This window comes from Hymenobacter taeanensis (genome assembly GCF_013137895.1).
Taxonomy (GTDB): Bacteria; Bacteroidota; Bacteroidia; order Cytophagales; family Hymenobacteraceae; genus Hymenobacter; species Hymenobacter taeanensis.
In genome coordinates this window covers 578103-602004 of the sequence record NZ_CP053538.1, presented here as the reverse complement: position 1 = coordinate 602004, position 23902 = coordinate 578103, and the positions used below count along the sequence as shown (strand labels likewise).

At 56.2% G+C, this 23902-nt stretch carries 23 protein-coding genes; 18 read left to right on the top strand and 5 right to left on the bottom strand.

Going from position 1 to position 23902, the window contains the following annotated elements:
* Window positions 1-224: 224 nt before the first annotated feature.
* From HMJ29_RS02535 to HMJ29_RS02525, 3 genes are all read right to left on the bottom strand, one after another.
* Window positions 225-932, bottom strand: a complete 708-nt coding sequence (locus tag HMJ29_RS02535) for an RluA family pseudouridine synthase (RefSeq protein WP_171590011.1) — start codon at window positions 930-932, stop codon at window positions 225-227.
* A gap of 99 nt (window positions 933-1031) precedes the next feature.
* Window positions 1032-1847: a 3-methyl-2-oxobutanoate hydroxymethyltransferase gene (gene panB, locus HMJ29_RS02530; protein WP_171590010.1), complete on the bottom strand. Its 816-nt coding sequence runs from the start codon at window positions 1845-1847 to the stop codon at window positions 1032-1034.
* Window positions 1848-2139: 292 nt separating this feature from the next.
* Window positions 2140-4917, bottom strand: a complete 2778-nt coding sequence (locus HMJ29_RS02525; RefSeq protein WP_171590009.1) for a putative LPS assembly protein LptD — start codon at window positions 4915-4917, stop codon at window positions 2140-2142.
* Window positions 4918-5073: 156 nt separating this feature from the next.
* On the opposite strand from HMJ29_RS02525, the gene HMJ29_RS02520 reads away from it, so the two are divergent.
* The 11 genes from HMJ29_RS02520 (at window position 5074) to HMJ29_RS02470 (ending at window position 15836) form a co-directional block, all read left to right on the top strand.
* Window positions 5074-5880, top strand: a complete 807-nt coding sequence (locus HMJ29_RS02520) for an N-acetylmuramoyl-L-alanine amidase family protein (RefSeq protein ID WP_410779994.1) — start codon at window positions 5074-5076, stop codon at window positions 5878-5880.
* A gap of 66 nt (window positions 5881-5946) precedes the next feature.
* Window positions 5947-6951: an MlaD family protein gene (locus HMJ29_RS02515; protein WP_171590008.1), complete on the top strand. Its 1005-nt coding sequence runs from the start codon at window positions 5947-5949 to the stop codon at window positions 6949-6951.
* Between the two features lie 222 nt (window positions 6952-7173).
* Complete coding sequence (locus HMJ29_RS02510) at window positions 7174-8802, top strand: acyl-CoA carboxylase subunit beta (RefSeq protein WP_171590007.1); 1629 nt, start codon at window positions 7174-7176, stop codon at window positions 8800-8802.
* 20 nt (window positions 8803-8822) lie between these two features.
* Complete coding sequence (locus HMJ29_RS02505) at window positions 8823-9143, top strand: hypothetical protein (RefSeq protein WP_171590006.1); 321 nt, start codon at window positions 8823-8825, stop codon at window positions 9141-9143.
* A complete protein-coding gene (locus HMJ29_RS02500; RefSeq protein ID WP_171590005.1) occupies window positions 9140-9709 on the top strand; it encodes an ATPase in 570 nt (189 codons plus the stop codon). Before HMJ29_RS02505 ends, HMJ29_RS02500 begins: the two co-directional genes overlap by 4 nt.
* The gene (locus HMJ29_RS02495) at window positions 9706-9888 is read left to right on the top strand and encodes a hypothetical protein (RefSeq protein ID WP_171590004.1); all 183 of its coding nucleotides are present in this window, start codon (window positions 9706-9708) and stop codon (window positions 9886-9888) included. The genes HMJ29_RS02500 and HMJ29_RS02495 overlap by 4 nt, the downstream gene beginning before the upstream one ends.
* Window positions 9889-10035: 147 nt before the next feature.
* Window positions 10036-11343, top strand: a complete 1308-nt coding sequence (locus tag HMJ29_RS02490; protein WP_171590003.1) for a hypothetical protein — start codon at window positions 10036-10038, stop codon at window positions 11341-11343.
* Between the two features lie 333 nt (window positions 11344-11676).
* Entirely contained in the window at window positions 11677-12144 is a 468-nt protein-coding gene (locus tag HMJ29_RS02485) for a hypothetical protein (RefSeq protein ID WP_171590002.1), read from the top strand.
* A gap of 74 nt (window positions 12145-12218) precedes the next feature.
* Complete coding sequence (locus HMJ29_RS02480) at window positions 12219-12788, top strand: DUF1572 domain-containing protein (RefSeq protein WP_171590001.1); 570 nt, start codon at window positions 12219-12221, stop codon at window positions 12786-12788.
* A 229-nt stretch (window positions 12789-13017) separates the two neighbouring features.
* Window positions 13018-14745, top strand: coding sequence for a ubiquinone-dependent pyruvate dehydrogenase (gene poxB, locus HMJ29_RS02475; protein WP_171590000.1), 1728 nt, complete (start codon window positions 13018-13020; stop codon window positions 14743-14745).
* A gap of 221 nt (window positions 14746-14966) precedes the next feature.
* Window positions 14967-15836: a transglutaminase-like domain-containing protein gene (locus tag HMJ29_RS02470; protein WP_171593231.1), complete on the top strand. Its 870-nt coding sequence runs from the start codon at window positions 14967-14969 to the stop codon at window positions 15834-15836.
* A gap of 94 nt (window positions 15837-15930) precedes the next feature.
* On the opposite strand, the gene HMJ29_RS02465 is transcribed toward HMJ29_RS02470, so the two are convergent.
* Together HMJ29_RS02465 and HMJ29_RS02460 are read right to left on the bottom strand one after the other, a co-directional pair.
* Window positions 15931-16542, bottom strand: a complete 612-nt coding sequence (locus HMJ29_RS02465; RefSeq protein WP_171589999.1) for a redoxin domain-containing protein — start codon at window positions 16540-16542, stop codon at window positions 15931-15933.
* Between the two features lie 91 nt (window positions 16543-16633).
* On the bottom strand, window positions 16634-17293 hold the full coding sequence (locus tag HMJ29_RS02460) for a 4'-phosphopantetheinyl transferase superfamily protein (RefSeq protein ID WP_171589998.1): 660 nt from the start codon (window positions 17291-17293) through the stop codon (window positions 16634-16636).
* 138 nt (window positions 17294-17431) lie between these two features.
* Here HMJ29_RS02460 and HMJ29_RS02455 point away from each other — a divergent pair, with 138 nt between their 5' ends.
* The 7 genes from HMJ29_RS02455 (at window position 17432) to HMJ29_RS02425 (ending at window position 23614) form a co-directional block, all read left to right on the top strand.
* Entirely contained in the window at window positions 17432-18358 is a 927-nt protein-coding gene (locus tag HMJ29_RS02455; RefSeq protein ID WP_253805663.1) for a WD40 repeat domain-containing protein, read from the top strand.
* 120 nt (window positions 18359-18478) lie between these two features.
* Window positions 18479-19516, top strand: a complete 1038-nt coding sequence (locus HMJ29_RS02450; RefSeq protein WP_171589997.1) for a DivIVA domain-containing protein — start codon at window positions 18479-18481, stop codon at window positions 19514-19516.
* Window positions 19517-19663: 147 nt separating this feature from the next.
* A complete protein-coding gene (folB, locus tag HMJ29_RS02445; protein ID WP_171589996.1) occupies window positions 19664-20023 on the top strand; it encodes a dihydroneopterin aldolase in 360 nt (119 codons plus the stop codon).
* Between the two features lie 532 nt (window positions 20024-20555).
* A complete protein-coding gene (locus tag HMJ29_RS02440) occupies window positions 20556-21092 on the top strand; it encodes an RNA polymerase sigma factor (RefSeq protein WP_171589995.1) in 537 nt (178 codons plus the stop codon).
* A gap of 18 nt (window positions 21093-21110) precedes the next feature.
* A complete protein-coding gene (locus HMJ29_RS02435; protein ID WP_171589994.1) occupies window positions 21111-21974 on the top strand; it encodes a HEAT repeat domain-containing protein in 864 nt (287 codons plus the stop codon).
* Window positions 21975-22066: 92 nt separating this feature from the next.
* Window positions 22067-22846, top strand: coding sequence for a DUF4097 family beta strand repeat-containing protein (locus HMJ29_RS02430; RefSeq protein ID WP_171589993.1), 780 nt, complete (start codon window positions 22067-22069; stop codon window positions 22844-22846).
* A 48-nt stretch (window positions 22847-22894) separates the two neighbouring features.
* Complete coding sequence (locus tag HMJ29_RS02425) at window positions 22895-23614, top strand: DUF4097 family beta strand repeat-containing protein (RefSeq protein WP_171589992.1); 720 nt, start codon at window positions 22895-22897, stop codon at window positions 23612-23614.
* Window positions 23615-23902 lie beyond the last annotated feature (288 nt).

Here is a 23902-nt window from a genome sequence, read left to right as displayed (position 1 = left end):
GTTTTGTAAAACTACTGCCAGGGTACTGCAGACTGCAATTTCCCTATATAAAAGGCCAAAATATTGTTCAGCATTGAGCAGCTGGCCAACTATACGTCGCAAAAAAACAGCCGCTGGCAGAAGCCGCAAGCTGGTTGCAGGAGGGAAGTGGCCTAGCAACTCTCTCCCGGAGCAAACCATACTTGCCGGCGTTATGCTAACGGCTGCTGGCTGTTAATTAGGGCTTAATAGTAGGCTTTGGCGGCCTCCCAGTGCGCAATGTCGGGTACGGGGGCCTCAAAGCACATAGCTTCTTTCGTGACGGGGTGCTGCAACTCTAGCCGGCGGGCGTGCAGGGCAATGCTTACATCGGGCAGGGGAGCCAGGAAACCATACTTCACATCGCCCACAATAGGGGTGCCTAGGCCAGTGCTGAGCTGCACGCGAATCTGGTGGGGGCGGCCCGTGATAGGGTTTACTTGTATCAGCCAGCGGTTGCCCGCCTGGCCTAGCACGGTATAATCCAGGTCTGACTTGAGGCCCTGGCCGTGGCGCTCAGAGTAGGCCTTGGTGGTGTTCCGGATGGGGTCCTTCACTAGCCAATGAGTAAGGTGGCCACTCGTGGGGTCAGGGCATTTGCCCGTAAGCGCCCAATAGGTTTTGTGCACCTTGTTGTCGCGAAACATCTCATTGAGCCGGCTCAGGGCTTTGCTGGTTTTGGCCAGCGCTACCACCCCGCTCACGGGGCGGTCGAGGCGGTGAGCTACCCCTACAAAGGCAGCCCCGGGCTTCTTGTACTTGAAACGCAGGTATTCTTCTGCTTTAGCAGAGAGGGGCTCATCGCCGGTGGCATCGCCCTGCACAAGCAGGCCGGCGGGCTTATTGATGATGAGCAAATGGTTGTCTTCGAACAGAATTTCTTTCCGTTCCGACCACAGATTCGGACGATTCACTAGCTGGTAATGAGCAATGAAGAATGAGCAATGAGCAGTAGCCGGGTGGCCTATATCAATGGCAATTGTTTATTGCTCACTGATAAATGCTCATAGGTATTAATACGCCTCGTCAGGGGTAGGGAAGTCGCGGCCCTTCACGTCCTGTATGTAGCGCTGCACGGCATCGTGCATCACGTCGCCTAGGTCAGCGTAGCGCCGCAGAAAGCGCGGCTTAAACTCTTTGGTAATGCCCAGCATATCGTGCACAACCAGTACCTGTCCATCCACGTCGGGGCCGGCGCCAATACCAATTACGGGAATTGTGAGCTTTTCAGCCACCTGCTTGGCTAAGGAGGAGGGAATTTTCTCAAGCACCAATGCAAAGCACCCAATTTCCTGCAGTAGCAGCGCATCTTCAATGAGCTTCTGCGCCTCGGCCTCCTCTTTGGCGCGCACAGTGTAGGTGCCAAACTTATAAATGCTCTGTGGCGTAAGGCCCAAGTGACCCATTACCGGGATGCCCGCCGTGAGAATACGGGTAATGCTGTCTTTAATCTCGGCGCCGCCCTCCAGCTTAATGCCGTGCCCACCCGACTCCTTCATGATGCGGATAGCGGAGCGCAGGGCTTCGGAAGAATTGCCCTGGTAAGAGCCAAAGGGCATATCAACCACCACAAAGGCCCGCTTCACAGCCCGCACCACCGACTGCGCGTGGTAGATCATCTGGTCGAGGGTGATGGGCAGCGTGGTTTCGTGGCCCGCCATGACGTTGGAAGCGGAGTCGCCAACCAGCAGAACGTCGATGCCGGCACCGTCCAGAATCTGTGCCATCGAGAAGTCGTAGGCCGTGAGCATGGAAATTTTCTCGCCGCGCTGCTTCATGGCCAGCAATTGGTGCGTGGTCACGAGCTTGACTTCTTTGTGCTGAGACATAACAGGAAGAGGGTCTTAGAGGCTGAAGGAGTAAGGAAATGCGCTAACTCACCCGAAGGCAAACGGCGGCCCAAATCTGCAGAAATTTTCTGCAACCCACGGCTAAAGGCCCGTACATCCGTTGAGCTTACCCCAGGTAATTCTGGCCTTAGGGTGCTGCTCGGCTGGCGTAGTAAGCCACCGCCCCCACCAATAAACCAGCGAAGTAGTTACAGCAAGCCTCACATGCAGGCCTAGCTTTTGGGCGCAACTGTAGGCCAGGTACCAGCCAGCCGAAAGCAGAACGGGGTGCTTAGTAGTTCAGGAACGTGCGGTTGCGGCTCAGCTTTAAGCTTTGAAGCAGCGCCGACTTAGCCGCAATGGTGATAAAGTAACCGCGGGTAGGCCCAAACGGGCGCCAATTGCCATTAATCTGCCAGCAGTGCAGATCCTTGAACACATCAAGTGAGGTAAAAGCGGGGTTCTTATTAACGAAGTCGTAGTTGGTGCTAAACCCAAACCGCAGAGTTTCCGTCAGCTTCACCGAGCCGTTCAGGTTGAGGCTCACTGCCGTGTAGGGCGATTTGCGCGGCCGGTACAGCAGCCCAGGCAAAGGGCCCTGGTTGGCATACGTAGCCGTGAGGTTGGTGCTGAGGTCCCAGGGAATCTCAAAGTCTACGTAGTCTTCGTAGGGGTCGATGCGCGTAGGTGAGCCCAGAATGGGGTCATTGGCGGGGGCTACTGGTCGTGTAATCACCGACTTACGGTCGCCGGTGCTGGGGTTGAACTGGTAGCTGATAGTGAGGTTAGCCGAAGATAAGCGCGCCAGCTTCTTCTTCTGCTGCTCCCACAGATACTTGTTGAGCAGGCGGCCCGTAGAGTCTTGCTGGTAGAAGACGAAGTTGCTGTTTATCAGCAGGTTCAGTTTGCGAGCAATCTGCGTACGGAACACAATGCCCAATGGGCTCAGGTTAAAGGCCGTATCGGCAAAGTTGTAGCCAATATTGAAGTCCAAGCCATCTATCAGGCTAACCTTGTTGAACGGAGTAGTGCCGGTGGTGTCATTGCTGTTGCGCACTTTCATCTCCACGGAGTTCTGCAGAGAGAAATTCAGGGCACTTACTTTGGTAGTAGTTGGCACGCCAAACAGAAACCCGTTGTAGTTCGGAAGCAGCTGGGCGCTATTGTAGGCCCGGCCGGTGGCAGGGTCAATCAGGTCGCCGAGAGAAGTGTAGGTGAAAGCGCCACCCGTAATTCGATTATCCGGTGAAAACTGGTAGCTCAGGCTGGGGGAAACTTTATGGCGGAGGGCCTGAATCTTGTGCGTGCCCTTGCGCACGATAGTGCCATAAAAGTTGGTGCTGAGGTTGGCCCCGTAAGAGGCACTGTTGAGGCGGTTAAAGCCGGCAGTAGTATCAATTCGGACGGCCCTGGCTACGTTGTTATAACTGTAGTTCAGCTTTTTGAAGTACCAGACCTCATTATAATTAACACTGGGGTTGAAGTTGAAGTGCTTCAGCAGCGTGTAGTTGCCAAGCGTAATCTGAAACTGGTGCTGGATGCCATTCTGAGAGTTGCGCAGCAGTTTGCCGAAGTTGCTGAATTCAAAAGGGATGACAGCCGTTTCGCGCGATCCGCCCAACACGGGAACAGATCCACTATTAAGCAGCGTCTGAGGAACGGAGTTGGTAATGCGGTTCTGGCCTATCAGCGTGTAGGCCACTGCCAGCTGTTCATAAAACCGGCCGCGGGGCTCCAGGCCTACCAGATCGTAGAGGTACTGCCGGGCCACACCTACCGTTACATCTGGCAGCGTAAAGTTCATGGTGCCAGTTTGCGTATTCTGCGATTGGCTGAGCTGCAGCGCGTAGTTGATAGGAGAGTTACGGATCTGCTTTGAGTAAGAGATAGTAGAGGAGAAGGCAGACTGCAGATAGTTGCGGACGTTATAAGAGTTTTGCCGGTAATAGTTGTTGCTGCTGATATTCACGTTGGCCGAAAAACGGCCCCCGTTGGGCCTTGCTACGGGGCTGTGGGTCCAGGCTAACGCGTAGTTTTTAGAAGACTTGGGTACATTATAGCCGGGGTTGGTATTGGCATCGGTGGAGCCAAGAATTTGGGCTGTGGGCTGCGAGCTATAATTAAAGGAAAGCAGGCCGCTGAACCGGTAGCGGGTAATGTACTGCATCTCGGCTGTGCCCCGCCAGCCTCCAAAACGGTCGGCGTTGCCAGAATAGATATCACCGGTGAGGCGTACGCCGATGTGGTCGTTAGCGGCCCAGTAGTAGCCGCCGTTGCGCAGGAAGAAGCCCCGGTCGGCGGCCTGACCGAACGTAGGAATCAGCAGGCCCGAGGCGCGCTTGTTGCTTTTAGGGGTGGGGAAGTAGCCAAACAGGAAGCCCAGCGGCGTAGGGATGTCGCCGATAACCAGGTTGAACGGCCCGGTTATAACTTGCTCACCCGGAATCACCTTCATCCTGGAGGCGTTGATGTAAAAGTGCGGGTCTTCGAGGTTACAGGTAGTGTAGCGGCCCCGCAACCCAAACAGCTCGTTCCGGTCGTTTTTCTTGATGGTCTCGGCGTGGATATAACCCTCGCCCATGTTCGTGACTACATCCGTAATGCGGCCGCGCTTGGTTTTGGTGTTGTAGTCGATGCGGTTGGCCTGGTAGGTACTGCCGCCATCCTTAAACACGGGCCGGTCGAGCAATTTGCCAGTTGAGTCCTTGCGGCCTTCGGCCGTTACTATGTTGGTGCTGTAATCTACCGTGATGCGGGCCGACTGGATGTTCATGTCGCCGTAGTCCACATTGGCCTTATCGTAGAGAATAGCCCGCTTGTTCTGCACCTCAAACCGAATGGAGTCTTTGGCCTTGTATTTCACGGTAGTTTCCACGGCACCCTTGCGGCCGCCAGCCGCCACGCGTAAGGAATCCGGAGAGCCCGTTACCAGGCCTAGCGTGTCGGGGCGGACGGGAGCGTTGGGCTGAGGGGCGTTGATTACGCGGGGAGCCGGGCGTACATCGGCAGGCACGCTGGTAGTGCGGGGGCGCTGCTGAGCCAGACCAGGCTGAGCCGCAGCAAGGCTCAACAGTAGAGGTAGTAAAAGCAGCAGGGGCCGTGCCCACCGGCCCGGCGCGTCTAAAATCAAATGAAACACAGGCGCTAGCGGGGCCACGTAGTTTTTATCGTTTATTTTGTGGCGGTTTGCAAAGGTAGCGGGTAGCTACCCCAACTAACGAACTCCGTGCGGAATATTGTAGCTCTCAGCGCGGCGGGCCTGTTATTTTTCGCCGGCTCGTCGCGGGCTGTTGTGCCGGATGCTCCGGTGCCGGCCCCAACTAAATACCATTTGCGCACCGTTGTGCTTGACGCCGGCCATGGCGGCAAGGACAGGGGGTGCGCCGGCGTGAAAGCCCGGGAGGCAGATGTCGCCCTCAAAATTATTCTGGCCCTAGGCCACCAGATTGAGCAGGAAATGCCCGATGTGAAGGTGGTGTACACCCGTAAGACCGACGTGTTTGTGGAACTCGCCGATCGGGCCGGTATTGCCAATAAGCACAATGCTGATCTGTTTATTTCCGTCCATTGCAATGCCTCCTCCCCGGCGGCTAACGGTACCGAGGTCTGGACGATGGGTCCACACAAAACTGATGCTAACCTGTCGGTGGCCAAGCGGGAAAACGCTGTTATTTTGCAGGAAGACAATTATAAAGAGCGCTATAACGGCTTCGACCCCACCTCGCCCCAGAGCCATATTCTGTTCTCACTCTACCAAAGCGCGCACATTGTAAACAGCATTCGGTTTGCGCAAAAGGTAGATAAGCAACTGCGTACTACGGTAGGGCGGCCCTCGCGAGGAGTAAAGCAGGCGGGCTTTTTGGTGCTCTGGAAATCAACTATGCCCTCGGTATTAATTGAGTCCGGCTTCTTGACTAACCGTAGCGAAGAACAGTATTTGAACGATAAAGCGGGGCAAACGTATATAGCCGCAGGCATCTACCGCGCCTTCCGCGACTACAAAAACGAACTGGAGGCGATGAATGGCGAATAGCTCTAGGGCCTGTTCGTTTATTCGGTTTGTACCTCTCCGCTACTCTCTCACTTTACTCTGGCCCCTGTGTCGAAAGAAATAAAAGTGGCCCTGTTGGGCATCGTCGCCATTGCCTTATTGGTTTTGGGTTTTAACTTTCTGAAGGGCAGTAACTTGCTTTCTTCTGATAGAACGTATTATGCCAAGTATGATAACGTGGATGGGTTAACCATCGGTAATCCGGTTATTCTGAACGGTATCAAAGTGGGGCAGGTAAAGGAAATGAGCCTGATACCGGAAGAAGGTAACCGTGTGAAGGTAGCCGTAGAGCTCCAAAAGGGCGTTACTGTCGGCGACTCAACCGTGGCCAGCTTGAGCGGTTCGCTGCTGGGTTCTAAAACTATTACGCTGTTCTTGGGCAAAAACACCAAGGTGTATGATGGGGGTGAGGAGCTCCGCTCATATACGGTAGCCAGCATTACGGATGCTTTCCAGGCCAAAGCCTTGCCCGTGCTGGGCACCGTTGATTCAACCCTGATTAAAGTAAATGGCTTCCTAAACAAAGATGCCAAAGTAAGCCTGCAAGCCACTCTGCAAAACGCGCAGGGCAGCACCGAAGCCCTGAAAAACTTGCTGCTGATGAATCAGCGCAACATCAATCAGATTACCACCAACATGGCCCGCCTGACCGCTGACCTGAATAAGACCAGCGTGAAGTTTGATCGGATAGCCAGCAACTTTGCCGTGCTCAGCGACTCCTTGAAGAACGCTCCGGTAGGCCCGGCCATGCGCAAGCTGAATGCTACCATGACGGAAGCCCAGAGCACCATGACCACCCTGAACCGTTCACTCACAGATCAGAAAGGCTCACTGGGCAAGCTCATCAACGACACGCTGCTCTATAATAACCTCAATGCCACTGCCGCCAGCACCAATACCCTGCTGACCGACTTTCAGGCAAACCCCAAGCGCTACGTACACTTCTCAGTGTTTGGCGGTGGTAAGGATAAGACTAAAAAGGAGGTAGAAACCACCGTTACCCGCCCCAATGGCACTACCGTTGAGACGGAAGCCAAGACGACGGTGAAATAAGCTGGCTAGGCCAGTTGCACATTCTCCTTACCTTTGAAATCCGCCCCACCCAGGCGGATTTCTTGCGTCTAGCCAAAGGCGAAATGGTGAATTTGTGAAATGGTGAATGAGACATGCGATTGGCCTAGGCCACTCAAATGGCACGATTCGATCATGAGAACAGCAAATTCACTATTTCACAAATTCACTACTTCACCACCACCCACCCACGCTTCCCACCCAATGAATCTCGAATTCAACAAGAACGAAGACAGCATTAAGCAACTGAATTTCCAGCTCCAGCAGCGGCTCAAGCGCGTACAGCTGGGCGGCGGCGAAAAACGCATTGCGGCTCATAAGAGCAAAGGCAAGCTGACTGCCCGTGAGCGGATTGACTACCTGCTCGATAAGGATGCTGAAACCATTGAGATTGGCGCCTTCGCCGGTGAGGGCATGTACCAGGAGGAAGGCGGCTGCCCCAGCGGCGGCGTAGTGGTAGTTATTGGCTGGGTACAGGGCCGCCAGTGCGTGGTAGTAGCCAACGATGCCACCGTGAAGGCCGGCGCCTGGTTCCCGATTACGGCCAAGAAGAACCTGCGGGCCCAGGAAATCAGCATCGAAAACAAGCTGCCCATCATTTACCTCGTCGACTCAGCGGGGGTGTACCTGCCTATGCAGGACGAGATTTTCCCGGATAAGGAGCACTTCGGCCGCATCTTCCGCAACAATGCCGTGATGAGCAGCATGGGCATCGTGCAGCTAGCCGCCATCATGGGTCCGTGCGTGGCAGGTGGGGCTTATCTCCCGATTATGTCCGATGAGGCGATGATTGTGGATGGCACCGGCTCGGTATTCCTGGCGGGTTCTTATTTGGTAAAGTCGGCCATTGGGGAGAGCATTGACAACGAAACGCTGGGCGGGGCCACTACCCACTCCGAAATTTCGGGCGTGACGGACTACAAGTTTGCCAACGACGAGGAGTGCCTTGACCACATCCGCAACATCTTCGATAAGCTGGGCGGCCAGGCTACGGCGGGCTTCTCGCGCAAAGCCTCCGTGGCGCCTAAGGAGAACCCGCAGGAAATTCTAGGCCTGTTGCCCTCCGACCGCGCCAAGCCCTACGATATGATGGACATCATCAACCGTTTGGTCGATAACTCGGAGTTTGAGCCTTATAAAGACCTGTACGGCCAGACCCTGATATGTGGCCTAGCGCGCATTGATGGCTGGGCCGTGGGCATTGTGGCCAACCAGCGCAAAATTGTGAAGACCAAGAAGGGCGCCATGCAGATGGGTGGCGTTATCTATTCTGACTCGGCCGACAAAGCCGCACGCTTCATCATGAATTGCAACCAGAAGAAGATTCCGCTGGTGTTTCTGCACGATGTGTCGGGCTTCATGGTGGGCTCGCAGAGTGAGCACGGCGGCATCATCAAGGACGGGGCGAAGATGGTAAATGCCATGGCTAACTCGGTGGTGCCAAAGTTCTCGGTGGTTATTGGTAACAGCTACGGCGCCGGCAACTACGCCATGTGCGGCAAGGCCTACGACCCGCGCCTCATCGTGGCCTGGCCTACAGCCCAGCTGGCCGTAATGAGTGGCGCCGCCGCCGCTAACACCCTCCTGCAGATTCAGGTAGCCTCCCTGAAAGCCAAGGGCGAGGAAATCACGCCCGAAGCCGAGAAGGAGCTGCTAGACCGCATCAAAGCCCGTTATGACGAGCAACTCTCGCCGTACTACGCCGCCGCCCGCCTCTGGGTAGACGCTATTATTGACCCGCTGGATACCCGCAAGATTATCTCGCAGGGCATCAGCATGGCCAACCACGCGCCGATTGAGAAGGCGTACAACGTGGGCGTGATTCAGGTATGATTATAATTAACTAGCTCCCGATGTATAAGGACCTCAATAAACAGCAAGCTGCACTACACAACTTAATGAGTGATATCTCAGAAGAGGTGTGGTGTGCAGGCTGGATGGACGGTCTGGAATATGCTTTGTGGCATATTATGCTTCACGGCCCGGCAAAATACGGTTGGGAGCGTATTGGTGAGCAAACCATTCAACAACTGCGTAACCTGTCACAAGAGGCAGGGTGCTGGATAGTGTATAATGATGTGACTTTGGAAACAGCAGTTCCATTATCTGAGTGGGAGAAAATGTTCCAATCAGCTAACCTGAATGACTACTTGATGGTGTATAAGGAAGGATGAAAAACCTCTACCTCCTTGCGGGCTGCAACGGCGCGGGCAAAACTACTGCTGCCTATGCGTTACTGCCAAATCTGCTGGAATGCCGGGAGTTCGTGAATGCTGATGAAATTGCGCGCGGCCTCTCACCGTTTCAGCCGGAAACAGTAAGTGTGCAGGCTGGGCGGCTGATGCTGACGAGACTGCAGGAACTGCTGGCGGCCGGCGAAACCTTCGCGCTGGAAACCACCTTGGCTACGCGGCATTATCTGGCGTTTATCAAACGAGCGCAGGCACACGGGTACACCGTGCATCTGTTCTTTTTCTGGCTTAGCACGCCTGAAGCCGCCGTGCAGCGGGTACGAATTCGGGTGCGGGAAGGTGGGCACAACATCCCGGAAGACGTTATCAAAAGGCGATACGAACTGGGGTTGCAGTACTTCTTCTCTTTGTATCAATCGGTCGTCAATAAGTGGGCTTTTATCGACAACTCAGCTGGTAAGCCTCGTCGTATAGCACAAGGCATAACTGGCACGACAACCGTTCAAGATTCAGTAATTTGGCAATCCTTAAGTGGCCACTACTCATGAGTAAACTAGATCAGGCGCCCTACACTAGCGAGCAGCTGCAAACTGCCTTGGATAACGCCTACGATAATATGCTCGCCTTTAAGCGCTACAAGCAAACGCCAGTAGTAATTGTGCGCGACGGGCAGGTGGTGGAAGTATCACCAGACGAGGTGTCGGCAGACGAGCAGAAAGCGGCTTAAGCAGCATTCATTGTTAGCAGCGGCCCGCCAGTACCACCCGGTACGGCGGGCCGCTGTTGCTTATCGAAATCGGTGTTATTCGGTTTTCTAGCTATATTTTGCCCTGCTACTAGCTATCCAATACATCTTACCCTTGCTTCTATCCAGATGAAGAAACTACTATGCCTACTGCTGCTCGCTGCCACTGCACAAACAGCTCTAGGCCAGTCTGCAACGAAGCAAAAAGTATTTACCGAGGATATTGACCGTTTTTGGGTGGCCTACGACAGCATTCAGTCCACGACGGACCGCACCAAGCAACTGGCCTACATTAACAATCTGTACATCAAGCCGGGCACCGAAGGACTGACAGCGTTTATGGGTGCGCGCGACTACACAGCGGAGCTGTGGGTAGACCTGATCAACAAGCTGCCGAAGTATTGGGCGTCTATCCGGCCGAATACGCTGGTAGTGAAATCCAAAACCAAGGATATTGAGAAGAGCATCCGGCAGTTTAAGCGGCTGTACCCGGAGTTGCGGGAGGCCAGCATGTACTTCACGATTGGTGGGTTGCGCTCGGGTGGTACAGTAGATAGGAGCAAGGTGCTTATTGGGACAGAAATAGCCACTGGGAATGCGCAAACGGATGTATCAGAATTCAAAAACCAATGGCTACCTAGCGTATTCAAGGAGCAGTCCATGGATAATATTGTTCCGCTAAATGTACACGAGTACGTGCACACGCAGCAACATGGGGGCGATGCCAACCTGCTAGGCCAGTCGTTGAAGGAGGGCGCCTGCGACTTTATAACCGAGCTGATTATGCGCAAGCCCATGCAGGGCACTTACTTCACCTATGGAGTAGCGCACGAAAAGGAATTGCGGGAAGCATTCAAGCAGGAGATGTTTACCTCGTATTATGCCCATTGGCTGTATAATGGCTCTACCGCCAGCACTACCGCCGACTTAGGGTATTTCATGGGCTATGCCATCAACAAGGCCTACTATGCGCAGGCCAAGAACAAGCGGCAGGCAGTAAAGGAAATTATCGAGCTGGAATATGCTAACCCGGAAGCCGTAGAGCGGTTCGTGAAGCAGTCGGGCTACTACCCGGAGGGCTGGGACAAAGCAGAGTTGCTGGCCGCTTTTACCGCTCATCAGCCGGTAGTGGTGGGTACCATGCCCGCCACCAATGGCACCGCTGAGCTCGACGCCAGCGACCGGACACTGGTGATTCACTTCGACAGGGAAATGGGGGAGGGGATGTCGTTTAGTCCTGGGCCTCGCGGTAAGGAATACTTCCCACTGAAAAAGCCAGTAGGCTTTTCTGCCGACCGTAAGTCCTTCACCTTAGAGATAGAGCTGCAACCCCACCATGAGTATGAGTTCGTGGTGACGGTAATGCCGCGCGGCTTTATATCTAAAGACGGCTACCTGCTGCGGCAGGACTATCCTATTCGGTTCAAGACGAAGTAGGAGGTACCATTCATGACGTTACATCCAAATTAATGGCTCGTTCATATCGCCGCACTCCTGTATTTGGGGTCACAACTGCCGATTCGGAAAAGGAGAATAAGCAACGTGCCAATCGAGTACTTAGGCGCAAAGTGCGCCAAGGCCGAATCTACCTAACATTGCGTGAGGTTAGCAACGTGTTGTCCTTTGATAAAGACGGTAAAACTTATCAGCCGTTTGCGTCGCCAGTGTCAATGAGAAAGTAAGGCCTGTTTGCATGGTAGGCCACTTCAATAACGCACGCATGACCGCTAGGCCACGTACCTTTGCGGCCCACCTCAACACCGCCTCACCGTGACCGACCCGAATACCGCCGCTTTTGACAAGGCCCGCACCGGCCTCTGGACTAGCCTGCAAAAGCACCTGACGGCCGTGTACGGGGCCGAGAAAACCTTCCTGGCTGCCACGGCTTTCGTGGAGGCGTTTCCGTTTGCCTTGCACGCGGCCAGTGAGGAGCAGCAGGCCAAGTATGCCGTTGCCCGCAGTGGCCTACGCGACCTGTACACCGACGAAACCGCGCAGCTCGACACGCTGGTAAAAGCCATCCGGACCAAAGGCTACTCCGAGGATCAAAAGAAGCAACTCTACCTGCTGATTTTGGGCTACATGGATATTGCCGCTTCGGTATTTGAGCTGCTGATAACCCACGTGCCCAGCAAGCAGCCCGAAGACGAAGAGCTGGCCGCCACGGTGGCTAAGTTTGAGCGAGTACGGAAGTTTGCCCGGCTGAATGTGAAGGGCATTTCTGGGTTGCTGGGCTAGCAGAAAGCAGGGCTGGAATCAGTGAGAAAAGCCTGGTATCTTCCGGTGAAGCTAACCGCGTAACCCTCTTCACCATGACCGCCGACTACCTCACCAGCGTCCGGAAGCAGTTCGAGTACTACAAGCAGCTCGGGGAGAAAACCTTCGCCCAGCTCCCCGATGAGGCCTTGTTTTGGCAGTACAACGCCGAAAGCAACAGCATCGCCACCATTGTAAAGCACCTGTGGGGCAATATGCTCTCCCGCTGGACGGATTTTCTGACCACCGACGGCGAAAAGGAGTGGCGCCAGCGCGAAGCAGAGTTTGAAAACGACATCCAAAGCCGGGAAGAGCTTTTAGCCAAGTGGGAGCAGGGGTGGCAGTGCCTATTGGCCGCGCTGGATTCCGTAACGCCCAACAACTACCACCAAACGGTATACATCCGCAACCAGGGCCATTCCATCACGGAGGCCATCAACCGCCAGCTCGCCCACTACCCGTACCACATCGGGCAAATTGTGTTCATCGGGAAGATGGTGCGTAACGGGGAGTGGCAGTCGTTATCGATACCGCGCGGCAACTCCCAGGCCTACAACACCGAGAAGTTTGCCCAACCTGCGCACAAAGCACATTTCACGGATGAGTACCTGAAACCTCAGGCCTAACCCTAACCACACGCACCGGCAGACGCTAGGCCACTCTAGGCAATTGATGAGAATTAAATAGCACATCATTCCGAGCCTGCGCTCGGAATGATGTGCTGTTACTGACTACTTAGTATAGGCTAAGCATTTCGTCTGTTTCCGCAAGTAGCAACTGGAACGAACCGCTGTTTGGGTCGCCCGCTTACCCTAAACCGCCGTATAGCCCCACTGGACTTAACCTCCGAAAGCTATGGCGAAGAAAACCGTCTCGGAAATAATAGTAGATACCCTGATTGCGGCCGGCGTAAAGCGCGTGTACGGCGTGGTGGGCGACTCCCTCAATGGCATCACCGATGAGATTCGGGCGCGGGAGGGCATTGAATGGATTCATGTGCGCAATGAAGAGGCCGGGGCTTTTGCCGCCGGGGCCGAGGCCCACGTAACGGGCACCCTGGCCGTATGCGCGGGCAGCTGTGGCCCCGGCAACACCCACCTGCTAAACGGCCTCTACGACTGCCACCGCAGCCGCGTGCCGGTGCTGGCCATTGCCGCCCAAATCCCAAGCGTTGAAATCGGAACCCAGTATTTTCAGGAAACGCACCCCGAGAACACCTTCAAGGAATGTAGTGCCTATTGTGAGTTGATAGGCCACCCCGACCAAACCGTGCGCACCACAGAAGTAGCCATCCAAACGGCCCTAACCCAGCGCGGCGTAGCGGTACTAGTAGTGCCCGGCGACATTAGCCACCAGAAAACAGAAGCCCCCGAACCTCGCCTACCCGTACTACGCAGTCGGGCCACGCTGGTGCCTACTATTGAGGACCTACGTGCCGCCGCCGACCTGCTGAACACCTGTAGTAAGGTAACTATTATGGCTGGGGCTGGCTGCGCTGGTGCCCACGCTGAGCTGCTCCAGGTAGCTGAGGCACTGGGGGCGCCCATCGTACATGCCCTGCGCGGGAAAGAGTATGTAGAGCCCAACAACCCCTACGATGTGGGCATGAGTGGCCTACTAGGCTTTACCTCCGGCTATGAAGCCCTGATGGATGCCGATGCCATGCTTATGCTCGGCACTGACTTCCCCTACACTCAATTCTTGCCTCAAGAAGCCCGCAATGTGCAAGTTGATGTGCGGGGCGAGCATATTGGTCGTCGCGCCAGGGTAGAAGTAGGCCTGGTGGGCGATGTAGCCGCCACCATTCAGGCCCTACTGCCGCTCCTTAACCATAAGCAAGACCGCCGCCACCTGGAAAAAGCCCTGGAAAATTACCGTGCGGCTCGCCAAGACCTGGACGAGCTGGCCAGCGGTGAGCCCGGCGACATCAGCATGCACCCGCAATACGTGGCGCGTTTGCTGAATGAGCAAGCCGCCGAAGACGCTATTTTCACCTGCGATGTGGGCACCCCTACCATTTGGGCGGCACGCTACCTGCGCTTTAACGGGCAGCGCCGCCTCATTGGCTCCTTCAACCACGGCAGTATGGCCAATGCCATGCCCCAGGCCTTGGGGGCGCAACTGGCCTACCCCGGTCGGCAGGTTATTGCACTGGCCGGCGACGGAGGCTTTGCCATGCTTATGGGCGAGCTACTGACCCTGAAGCAGCTCAAAACGCCCGTAAAAGTGGTCGTTTTCAATAACAACAGCCTGGGGTTTGTGGAGCTGGAAATGAAAGCGGCAGGTATTCTGGAATACGGCACTGAGCTGGAAAACCCCAACTTCGCGGCCCTGGCCGAAGCCGCCGGGGTGCGCGGCATCAGGGTGTCTGACCCTGCTGATTTGCCCGCTGCCATTACCGAAATGCTGGCTCACCCTGGCCCCGTAATTTTGGATGCGGTGGTGAAGCGCACAGAGCTGTCTATGCCGCCTACCATCGACGCCAGCCAAGTAAAGGGCTTCAGCCTCTACACGCTCAAGGCCATTATGAATGGGCGGGGAGATGAGGTGCTGGAAATGGCCAAAACCAATTTATTGCGGTAGTAGCCACTGCTCAGCTTCCTACTCCTGGTATAGAACGCCCAGGCCAGTATACATAGCTGGCCTGGGCATTTCGGGAAATATAGTATCTGGCTGATTGAACATTCTAACGCCTGCCAGATGTTAATTCCTGGCAACTAGCCGTGGTGAAACCGCGTCGGTTGCGTTTATTTGCCCTTCTCGTATGCCGGGCGGCCCGCGCCGCCGACCCGCAGCTCAGCTCCATGACGAATAAAGAAATTAAAGCCCTCATCTCCCTGCTCGACGATCCGGAAATTGCTCCGCAGATTCAGGAGAAAATCCAGACGCTGGGGGAAAGCATTATTCCCTTCCTCGAAGAGTCGTGGGAGGAAACCTTGGATACTCAGCAGCAGCAGCGGCTTGAAGATCTGATACATCACCTGCAGTTTGATGGCCTGCAGCAGCGCCTGCGCGTGTGGCGCGATTCCGGCGGCGAGAACCTGCTGGAAGGCATGTGGCTTCTGAACTCCTATCAGTATCCCGACGCCGACTTCCAGGTGCTGAACCGCGCTATTGAGCAGCTCCGCTTTGAGGTCTGGACGCTCCTGCAACCCGAAATGCACCCCGCCGACCAGGTGCAGACCCTGAACCACGTGCTGTTCCGGGCGCATAAGTTCGCGGCCAACACCCAGAACTTCCATTCGCCGGCCAACTCCATGTTGCACCTGGTGCTGGAAACCCGGCGCGGGAACCCTCTTACGCTGTGCGTGATTTACCTGCTGGTGGCCCAGCGCCTCAAGCTGCCCGTGTTCGGCGTAAATCTGCCCAACCTATTCGTACTGACTTACCGCCCCGATAGCCCCATAGTGGAGCCTTTCTACATTAACTGCTACAACCGCGGGCTGGTGTTGTCGCGCACCGATATCGAGCACTACATTGGGCAGCTTAACCTCACACCCAATGAGATTTTCTTTGAGCCCTGCTCGCACATCGACATTGTGCGGCGAGCACTGCGCAACCTGCAGCTAAGCTTTGAGAAGTTGCAGGAGCCCGCAAAAGCAGCCGAAGTAGGCCAACTCCTGGCCATTCTCACCGACTCACCCAACACGGATGCCGCGCCCGATGAAGAATAGTAGCTTTGTGAGCTATTGACACAAAAAAGCCTCCTGCATTACACAGAAGGCTTTTTTGCTTTTATACGTGGGCTAATCTGAAGATATGACTGGCCTAGTTCAGTTTGATCAGGCAGCCTGCGGCACGTTTATCGGCCACCCCGGCGGGGCGCCCGGCCAAGATGTTGTCGAGGGCCTGCTGCAGGTAGCGCTCCTTCACGTAGCTTTCCACCTGCGCGTTATCGTCAATGGCTCCTTTGTAGCGCACGGCAAAACCGTCGCCTACGGGTTGCAGCAAAATGGCTTCGGGCGTTTTGGTGGCACCCAGCATGGCGCTTACTTTCTGGCCTTCATCCAGTAGAAGTGGGATGTCGGCGCCGCCCGTCGTCTTGATTTTTAGCTTTTCAGCATCAGTGCCATCGGCGCTGGCTTCCAGGTTGATGGGCGTATCAATGAACAGGAACTCCACCCCCCGGCCACTGTAACCCGAAGCGAGGGTGCTCAGGCGGTTTTGGTAGAGACGCGAAAACGCGCAGTTCGGGTTCACAAATACCACCACTACTGCTTTCTTACCGGCATAGCTCTTGAGGGATACCTCTGTGTTGGCGCCGTTCTTGAGGCTGAAATCAGACACCGAACGGCTGCTCTGGGCCCGAGCCACACTTACGGCTACGGTACAAAACAGCAGGGCTGCAGCGGTTATAATGGAAATTCGACGAAGAGACATGCAGGGAAGGTGAGGTTGTGAAGGAGTGAGGCTGTGAACTTGATGGGTGGGCGGCGCTTGCTGGGCAAGGTGTACTTGGTAGGCCAGTTACTCACCACTTCACAAATTCACTGAGAGCGTAAGTTAGGACGTAATCAGGATGTAAGCGCTGGTAGTGGATCTGGTGTTGGCTGCGAGAGTTTTCGAGGAGCAGGTGTCCCGTCAACACACCGGCCTCTCGCAGCCCAAACGGGTCGAGCAATAGCTGCTCTTTGAACACCAGGCCCCGGCGGCTGTGCAGCTTGTAAAGCGTCTCCTTGGCACTCCAGTAGAGACTGTATTTAACTGCATCGTCGCCGGCGTCGGCCCGTTCGGTTTCCGATAGAAACCGGGGAGCCAACTGTTGCGCTTTGGTTCTTACTAGTTCAATATCTGTGCCAACCGCCCCACGTGGGTCTAATAATACGGCCACCCACTCGCCAGAATGTGAAATAGATAGGCCTAGGCCAGGCAGCTCCGCAAAGTAGGGTCGGCCGTTGGGGTCGTTGTGCAAAGTGGCGGGAGTATCATTTACTTCTTGCAGGAGCTGGTGCGCGAGTACCCGCCCCGCTAGCCACTGCCGGGCGCGTAGTTCGTCGCGGCCATCGGGGTAGCGGGCGAGGTAGTGAGGTTGCGCCGGGAGCAGGTCCCACAGGTCCGGTACAGACTCAGTGAGCTGCCAGAGGCCTAGCACGGCCGTTTGCGAAACCGGAGTGATGGAGTAAAGTGGCAACTTGAGGTGATGAAGTGACGAGGTGATAAGGTGAAAGGGTAAAGGTAAGGCTGTCCTGTGGGAGCTTCGTGCTACTGGCAACCACGGGCGTACCTTTGTCACCTCTTCACCCCATCACCTTATTACTTCAGCAACACCTTGTCTTCTATCCACCGCCCCCAAGTCCAGAAATTAGCCTCGCTTACCGGGCACCGCGACTGCGTGTACGCGCTGGCCGGTACGCCGGGCCAGGAAGTGTTTTACTCCGCCGGGGCTGATGGTATGGTAGCCGCTTGGAGCGCCGACGAGCCTGAGCGCGACGGTGAGTTGGTGGCGAAAGTGGAGAATAGTGTGTACGCTTTGTTGCATTTGCCCGAGCGGCAGTTGCTGCTGCTCGGCCACAACTTTCAGGGCCTGCAGGCCATTGATTTGCAGGAGAAAAAACTGGCCTATGCCACCGCCCTGCCCCCCGCCGCCATTTTTGATATGGTGTACTCCGAGGCTCGGCAGCGTCTTTACCTCGCCCTCGGTGATGGTACGCTGGCAGTACTGCGGGCCCCTGACTTCAAAGTAGAACAGTTGCTCAAACTATCCGACAAGAGCCTGCGCTGCCTGGCCCTGCACGAGGAGCGTGGGGAGCTGGCTGTGGGCGGCTCCGATTGGCTGGTGCGGATAGTGGCTGCCGACTCACTGCGGGTGAAGCAGGTGCTGGAAGGCGCTACCAACTCAGTGTTTACTCTGGCCTACGCGCCCGATGGCCGCACCCTGTTCACGGCCGGGCGAGATGCTCATCTGCGCACCTGGGATGTGGCTGCTGGCTACCAACCGGCGGCCAGCGTGGTGGCCCATATGTTCACCATCAACCACGTGGCTTTCTCGCCCGATGGGCAGTACTTCGTCACCTGCAGCATGGACAAAAGCATCAAGCTCTGGGACGCGGCTACGCTCACGCTGTTGCGGGTGCTCGACCGGGCCCGCCATGCTGGCCACGGCACCTCCGTAAACAAGTTATTTTGGCCGGGAAGGCAGAATAGGCTAGTTTCGTGTAGCGACGACCGCAGCCTCGCGGTCTGGGAGCTTTCGTAAAAAGAAGCAGGAGCTAGAAGGCAGGAGCCCGAAGAAGGAGAAAATTGCGCAAGTGTTTCTTTGGTTTCAGCCCGCTTCCTCCAGCTATCTGCGGGCTCCTGGCTACTAGCTCCTGACACCATGAAAATTACCGCTCTCGATATCCGGCAAAAGACCTTTGAAAAAGCCTTCCGGGGCCTAGATAAGGATGAAGTACAAGCCTTTTTGCTCACGCTTTCTCAGCAATGGGAGCGGATGGGCGACGAAAACCGGGACTTGCGCCTGAAGCTGGAACACGCGACGCACGAGGTCAGCAAAATGCGGGAAGTGGAAACCAGCCTCTACCGCACTCTAAAAACGGCCGAAGACACCGGCAACAGTATCACGGAGCAGGCCCAGCGCGACGCCCAGCTGCGCATACGGGAAGCGCAGTTGCAGGCTGAGCAGCTGTTGAACGATGCGCGCCAGAAGGCCCGCACCGTGGTAGATGACGCTTACCAGCAGGCTGAGCGCGCCATCACTGATATGCAGAAGGAGGTGAATGGCCTGGGCCAGGAGTGCCAGCGCCTGGAGAACGTGCTGGAAGGCCTGGTGGGTGACCTGCACCGCTTGGCTTCTGACGCCCTCGATAAAGTAGAAAAAGCCAAAGCTCGACCCAAAGCCAGCACCGCCGCCATCCTTTCCCGTGCAGCTAGCGTAAAAGTGAATCGTTCGCAACCCGCCGACGACTCACCTAAACAAGACGCTGCCATGCATACTACTCTTTCCTCTACCTCCTCTGTTGCTGCCGTGGCCGGCGGTACGGCCGCTTCGTTCGGTGGTTCAGCGGCAGTAGCCGAGCCCCGGCCCGTAGTGGCCCAGCCCGGCGCCTACAACCCCAAGCCCGGCCAGCAGCCCGACCCCGGCGCCCCCGCGCAAACGCCCGGCCCCGAAATTGACCGCCCCGGAGCGCCCCGCGAGAACCCTGGCATTTCGCCCGCCCCCCACGTTGACCCAATAGCGCCCTCGCAAGTACCCGACCCAATGGCACCGCAGGTTGACCCCATTGCTCCCGATATTCAGCCCGTGACGCCTAATCACCCCGAAATTGCGCAGCCGTCGCCGGCCACGCACCCCGGCCAGCCTGGCATGGCTGCCGCTGCTACGCTGAGCGAGAAGTCTTTCTTTGACGAAATCTAGCATTAGCAACACGCGAGTATACTTTGCTCTGCGTCACTTGCTCCTCACGAAGCCTGCCTTTCCGGTAGGCTTCGTTGTTTTGTAGCCGGGAAGAACAACCAGCCAGCCACTACCGCTTCTCAAATTCACACTTCACAAATTCACCACATGGGTCAGATTGCACTGGAAGGAATGGAGTTTTTTGCTTTTCACGGGTACTATGATGAAGAGCAAAAAATCGGCAATAAGTACGGGGTTGACTTATACATCGACACTGACCTGCACGCCGCCGGAGCTTCCGACAAGCTGCACGAAACCGTAAACTACGAGGTGCTCTACCGCGTGGTAACGGAAGAGATGCTGGCTCCGGCGCGCTTACTGGAGCACCTAGGCCACCGCGTGATGGACCGGGTACTAGAGGAGTTTCCTTACATCGAGGGAGTACGCGTCAGCGTTTCGAAATTCAACCCGCCGCTGGGCGGCATCTGCCACCGCGCCCGCGTAACGCTGGAGCGGCGGCGGGCCTAGGCTTTGTAGGCGGCAACTGGCGACTGAGGGTTTTGCACCCCGTAAGAGCGTCATGCTAAGCGGAGGCGCAGCCGCAGTCGAAGCAACTCTACCGCTGACTAACTACCTGGCCCAGGCCTCTGCCACAAAGCGGTAGAGCTGCTTCGACTTCGCGGACGCCAGATCAAACATGACGTTATTTGCTTACTGGCGATACTCCGGATCAGTTGAGGAGGACAATCTGCTCAAGTCATCTTACAAAAAGCACTTCCTACTGACGCAGAAAGTACCTTATCACGCGGTACCAACTGGCCTAGCGCCTCGTGCTGACGGATAACATCTTTTGCTGCACTCAGCATGATATGCTTTTGTAGAGATTCTGATTGATTATAGCTGACGTAAGCGCAGCAACCAACAGCGGCTCCGTGGTGCATGGCACTGCGGAGCCGCTGCTGGTTTCAGAGGAGTTGAAAAATATTTTCCTACCTCTGTAACGAATGGCATATAGGCCAGTACTCCTCATAACTCTCCCGCAAATAGCTCTTCCTACCCCGTGCAAAGCCCCAGCGACGAAACCCTGATGGAGCAAGTCCGTGACAACGACCTCGACCAGCTATCCACGCTGTTTGAGCGCTATCAAGGACTACTGTTTGGCTTTCTGCTGCGGCTGACCAATGACCGGGACACCGCTCAGGATTTGGTGCAGAATGTGTTTTTGCGCATCCTGAAGTACCGCACCAGCTACCAGTCAACCCACCCGTTTAAGGCGTGGATTTACCAGCTGGCCCGCAACGTGTACGCCGACCACTGGAAAAAGCACCACGTGCCCGCCGGCGACCTGGAAGTGGCGGAGCGGACGCCTACCCTGCGCCGCGCCGCAATGGCCGGCGTAGCGGCCACCTACGAGGGCCAGGACGTGCAGGAAGCCTTAGCCCTGCTGCCCTCGGCGCAGCGCGAAATACTGGTGCTGCACCGCTTCCAGGGCTTCGATTACGCCGAGATAGGAGAGATGCTGGGCTGCTCAGAAGGAGCGGCCCGCGTGAAAGCGCACCGGGCCCTGGAGGCCCTGCGTAAAATTTACTTCAGCTGATTTCTGGACTATTTAGTCATGTTTACAAACGAAAATCATTCGCCTCTCTCGCCTGACTGCTCCTACCTGGAGCCGTTACTGGTAGACTATGCGGCCCGCACCCTGCCTCCCGCCGAGCGGGCCCAGGTAGCGGCCCACCTCGCCCAGTGCCCGGCGTGCCAGGAGAAGGCTACCCAATACAGCACCCTGCTCACGGCCCTCGACGATTTACCGCCCGTATTACCGCCCATGGGCCTGCGCGACGACTTCCAGGCCATGCTGGCGGCAGAAAAAGCGAAGTTGCCCACTGCTAGCCTGCCTAAGGCGCATGAAGCAAACGTGGTGCCCCTGCACCCAACCACTGGCACTGCTGCCGCCTCCACTACTGTAATGTGGCTGCGTATTGCGGCCAGTATAGCCCTGCTGGCAGTAGGTACGGTGTTTGGGTTGCTGCTGCGCCAGCCAGCCGCTCCGGAAATGGCCGCTGCTACACCTGCTACTGATGCCCAGCACCTAGCAGCACAGCTCACGGCGGCTACTCAGCAGCCAGCTACGGCCAGCCACCGCATTCAGCTGGTGAGCGATGCTTCTGGCAGCTCCCGCCCCGGCGACCCTACCGTGCTGGTGCTCATTAATACCCTCAACGCCGACCCCAACCCCAACGTGCGCCTGGCCGCCGCCGAAGCACTCTACCGTCTGCGGGCCGATTCATTAGTTGCCCCCGCCCTAATTCAGGCCCTGCCCGTGCAAACCGACCCCAACGTACAGATTACGCTCATTGAGCTGCTCGTGAAGCTGCGCAACAAGCAGGCTGTGCCCCAACTCAAACGCCTCTCCCAGCGTCCCGACGCGCTGCCGGCCGTGCGCGACCAGGCTCGCCAGGGCATCAACATCCTGATTTAACTTCTTCTTTTCTCTGATTGGATAGTGGTTTGACTACTGGAGTCCGCGGCTTCTGCAGGTCTTACTGAGCCTATCTGCAACTGATTCTTCTTATGAAAAAGCATAGATTTCTTCTCTTCTTCAGCCTGCTGTTAGCTGGCTCTGCCGCCAAAGCGCAGGAATACCGCACCAAACTCAGCGGCAACGACCGCAAAGTGGTCATCGAAATGCAGCACGGCAGTGAAGTGACCGTGGAAGGCTACGAGGGCGATGAGCTAATCATTAAAGGCGACAGAGCCGAAGAACCCCCTAAGCGGGCGGAAGGCTTGAAGGCTGTGTACAACTCGGCCGTAGATAATACCCGTATGGGCCTGGCCGTGACCAAGGAGGCTAACACAGTGCGCATTGTAAAGGCCTCGCGGCAAGATGGGCACTATACCATTCGGGTGCCTCGCTCGGCCGATGTAGTATACCGGGAAATGCAGTGGGGGGGCGGCAGTGTAGTGCTGCAGAACCTTCAGGGCAAGCTGGAAGTGATGATGAAAAGCTCCGATGCCAAGCTGCTGAACGTGGCCGGCCCCGTGGTAGCCAACAGCACCAGTGGCGACATTACGGTGCGCTACAACTCCTTGGGTAATGGCCCCAGCGCCATCACCAACATTAGCGGCGCCATTGATGTGGCTCTGCCCACGGCCACCAAGGCCACGCTTATGATGCGTACCATCTCGGGAGAGGTATACACCGATTTTGATATCTCCTTGCCCAAACCCGCCAACAGTACCGGCCTGACCCAGATTGGGGGGCAGACGCTCAATGGCGCCATCAATGGGGGCGGCACTTCTATCTCGCTGAAAAATGTGAGCGGCGACGTGTACGTGCGCAAAGCCAAATAACCAATTCGTAGTCAGAGTCTATTCTTTCACTTCTCCACTACCTATCCCATGTTTCGTTTCATATTGTTGCTGTCGGTCCTGCTGGGGCTGAGCAGCCAGGGCGCTTACGCCCAAAAAGTACTCGAACAGAAGGCCTCCCTAAGCTCAGGGCAACGCCTGAACCTGGAGCTAAAACACGCCACGGTTATCAAAATTCATCCGGCCAGCGGCTCCGAGATGGTGCTGCGTGCCACCGTCACGGTCAACGGTGGGCAGCTGAATGAGGCCATAACGCTTACTTCCAATAAGGCTTCTGATGGCCTCACTATTGCCTCAGTGCTGGATGAAAAACTGGTGCAAACCAGCCAGGTAGCCAACTGCCCCGATGGTGAGGGTACCACCCGCTGGGGTGGCAACTGGAACAATGGCAAATCGGGCGGCGGAGGCATTTGCCTACGCATGGAGGTAGATGTGGCCGTACCTGCCGGCGTAGCGGTGCGCGTAAACACCATCAGCGGCAACATTGAAGTAAATGGCCTAACGGCCCCGCTTGATGTAAAATCCATTAGCGGCTTTGTGGATGTAAGCTGGCCCCCAAAGCAAGGCGCTGATGTAGCCTTCAAAACCATAACTGGCGAGGTGTACACCGATCAGGATATTGCTTTCGTCAACCGCAAAGATAACCCCATTGTAGGGTACCAGGTGCGGGGTACCATGGGAGGCAGCGGCGGCCCCACCGTACGGCTGGAGTCTGTGAGCGGGGATGTGTATTTCCGCCAGCGTAAGTAAAGCTCAGCGCCTAAAGACGGCCAGCCGAAGCGGTACGCTTCCACACCTGAGTAAGTGCTTTCTCCTGCCAGGTTATTTGTAGCCGCTATTACACGTGTTGAGTGGAGCCTGGCTGGAAGGCAAAAGCACAGAAGCACCAACGCTCATTGGGGAGTTGCCGGACCATATAGACAGAGAACTTACTCGTCTATATGGTCTGGCTGCCGGCTGCTAAAGGGAGCAGTGGGGTGCGCTCAGACTTATAGGGTTGGGCCGGCGCAGTTGAGTTTCTAGGTAGCTATGGGGTTA

What these genes read in the sequence shown, in the direction of transcription:
- panB (WP_171590010.1), bottom strand. Translation starts at nt 1,847, where the DNA reads ATGTCTCAGCACAAAGAAGTCAAGCTCGTGACCACGCACCAATTGCTG.
- HMJ29_RS02510 (WP_171590007.1), top strand. Translation starts at nt 7,174, where the DNA reads ATGAATCTCGAATTCAACAAGAACGAAGACAGCATTAAGCAACTGAAT.
- HMJ29_RS02505 (WP_171590006.1), top strand. Translation starts at nt 8,823, where the DNA reads ATGTATAAGGACCTCAATAAACAGCAAGCTGCACTACACAACTTAATG.
- HMJ29_RS02500 (WP_171590005.1), top strand. Translation starts at nt 9,140, where the DNA reads ATGAAAAACCTCTACCTCCTTGCGGGCTGCAACGGCGCGGGCAAAACT.
- HMJ29_RS02495 (WP_171590004.1), top strand. Translation starts at nt 9,706, where the DNA reads ATGAGTAAACTAGATCAGGCGCCCTACACTAGCGAGCAGCTGCAAACT.
- HMJ29_RS02490 (WP_171590003.1), top strand. Translation starts at nt 10,036, where the DNA reads ATGAAGAAACTACTATGCCTACTGCTGCTCGCTGCCACTGCACAAACA.
- HMJ29_RS02480 (WP_171590001.1), top strand. Translation starts at nt 12,219, where the DNA reads ATGACCGCCGACTACCTCACCAGCGTCCGGAAGCAGTTCGAGTACTAC.
- poxB (WP_171590000.1), top strand. Translation starts at nt 13,018, where the DNA reads ATGGCGAAGAAAACCGTCTCGGAAATAATAGTAGATACCCTGATTGCG.
- HMJ29_RS02470 (WP_171593231.1), top strand. Translation starts at nt 14,967, where the DNA reads ATGACGAATAAAGAAATTAAAGCCCTCATCTCCCTGCTCGACGATCCG.
- HMJ29_RS02465 (WP_171589999.1), bottom strand. Translation starts at nt 16,542, where the DNA reads ATGTCTCTTCGTCGAATTTCCATTATAACCGCTGCAGCCCTGCTGTTT.
- HMJ29_RS02450 (WP_171589997.1), top strand. Translation starts at nt 18,479, where the DNA reads ATGAAAATTACCGCTCTCGATATCCGGCAAAAGACCTTTGAAAAAGCC.
- folB (WP_171589996.1), top strand. Translation starts at nt 19,664, where the DNA reads ATGGGTCAGATTGCACTGGAAGGAATGGAGTTTTTTGCTTTTCACGGG.
- HMJ29_RS02435 (WP_171589994.1), top strand. Translation starts at nt 21,111, where the DNA reads ATGTTTACAAACGAAAATCATTCGCCTCTCTCGCCTGACTGCTCCTAC.
- HMJ29_RS02430 (WP_171589993.1), top strand. Translation starts at nt 22,067, where the DNA reads ATGAAAAAGCATAGATTTCTTCTCTTCTTCAGCCTGCTGTTAGCTGGC.
- HMJ29_RS02425 (WP_171589992.1), top strand. Translation starts at nt 22,895, where the DNA reads ATGTTTCGTTTCATATTGTTGCTGTCGGTCCTGCTGGGGCTGAGCAGC.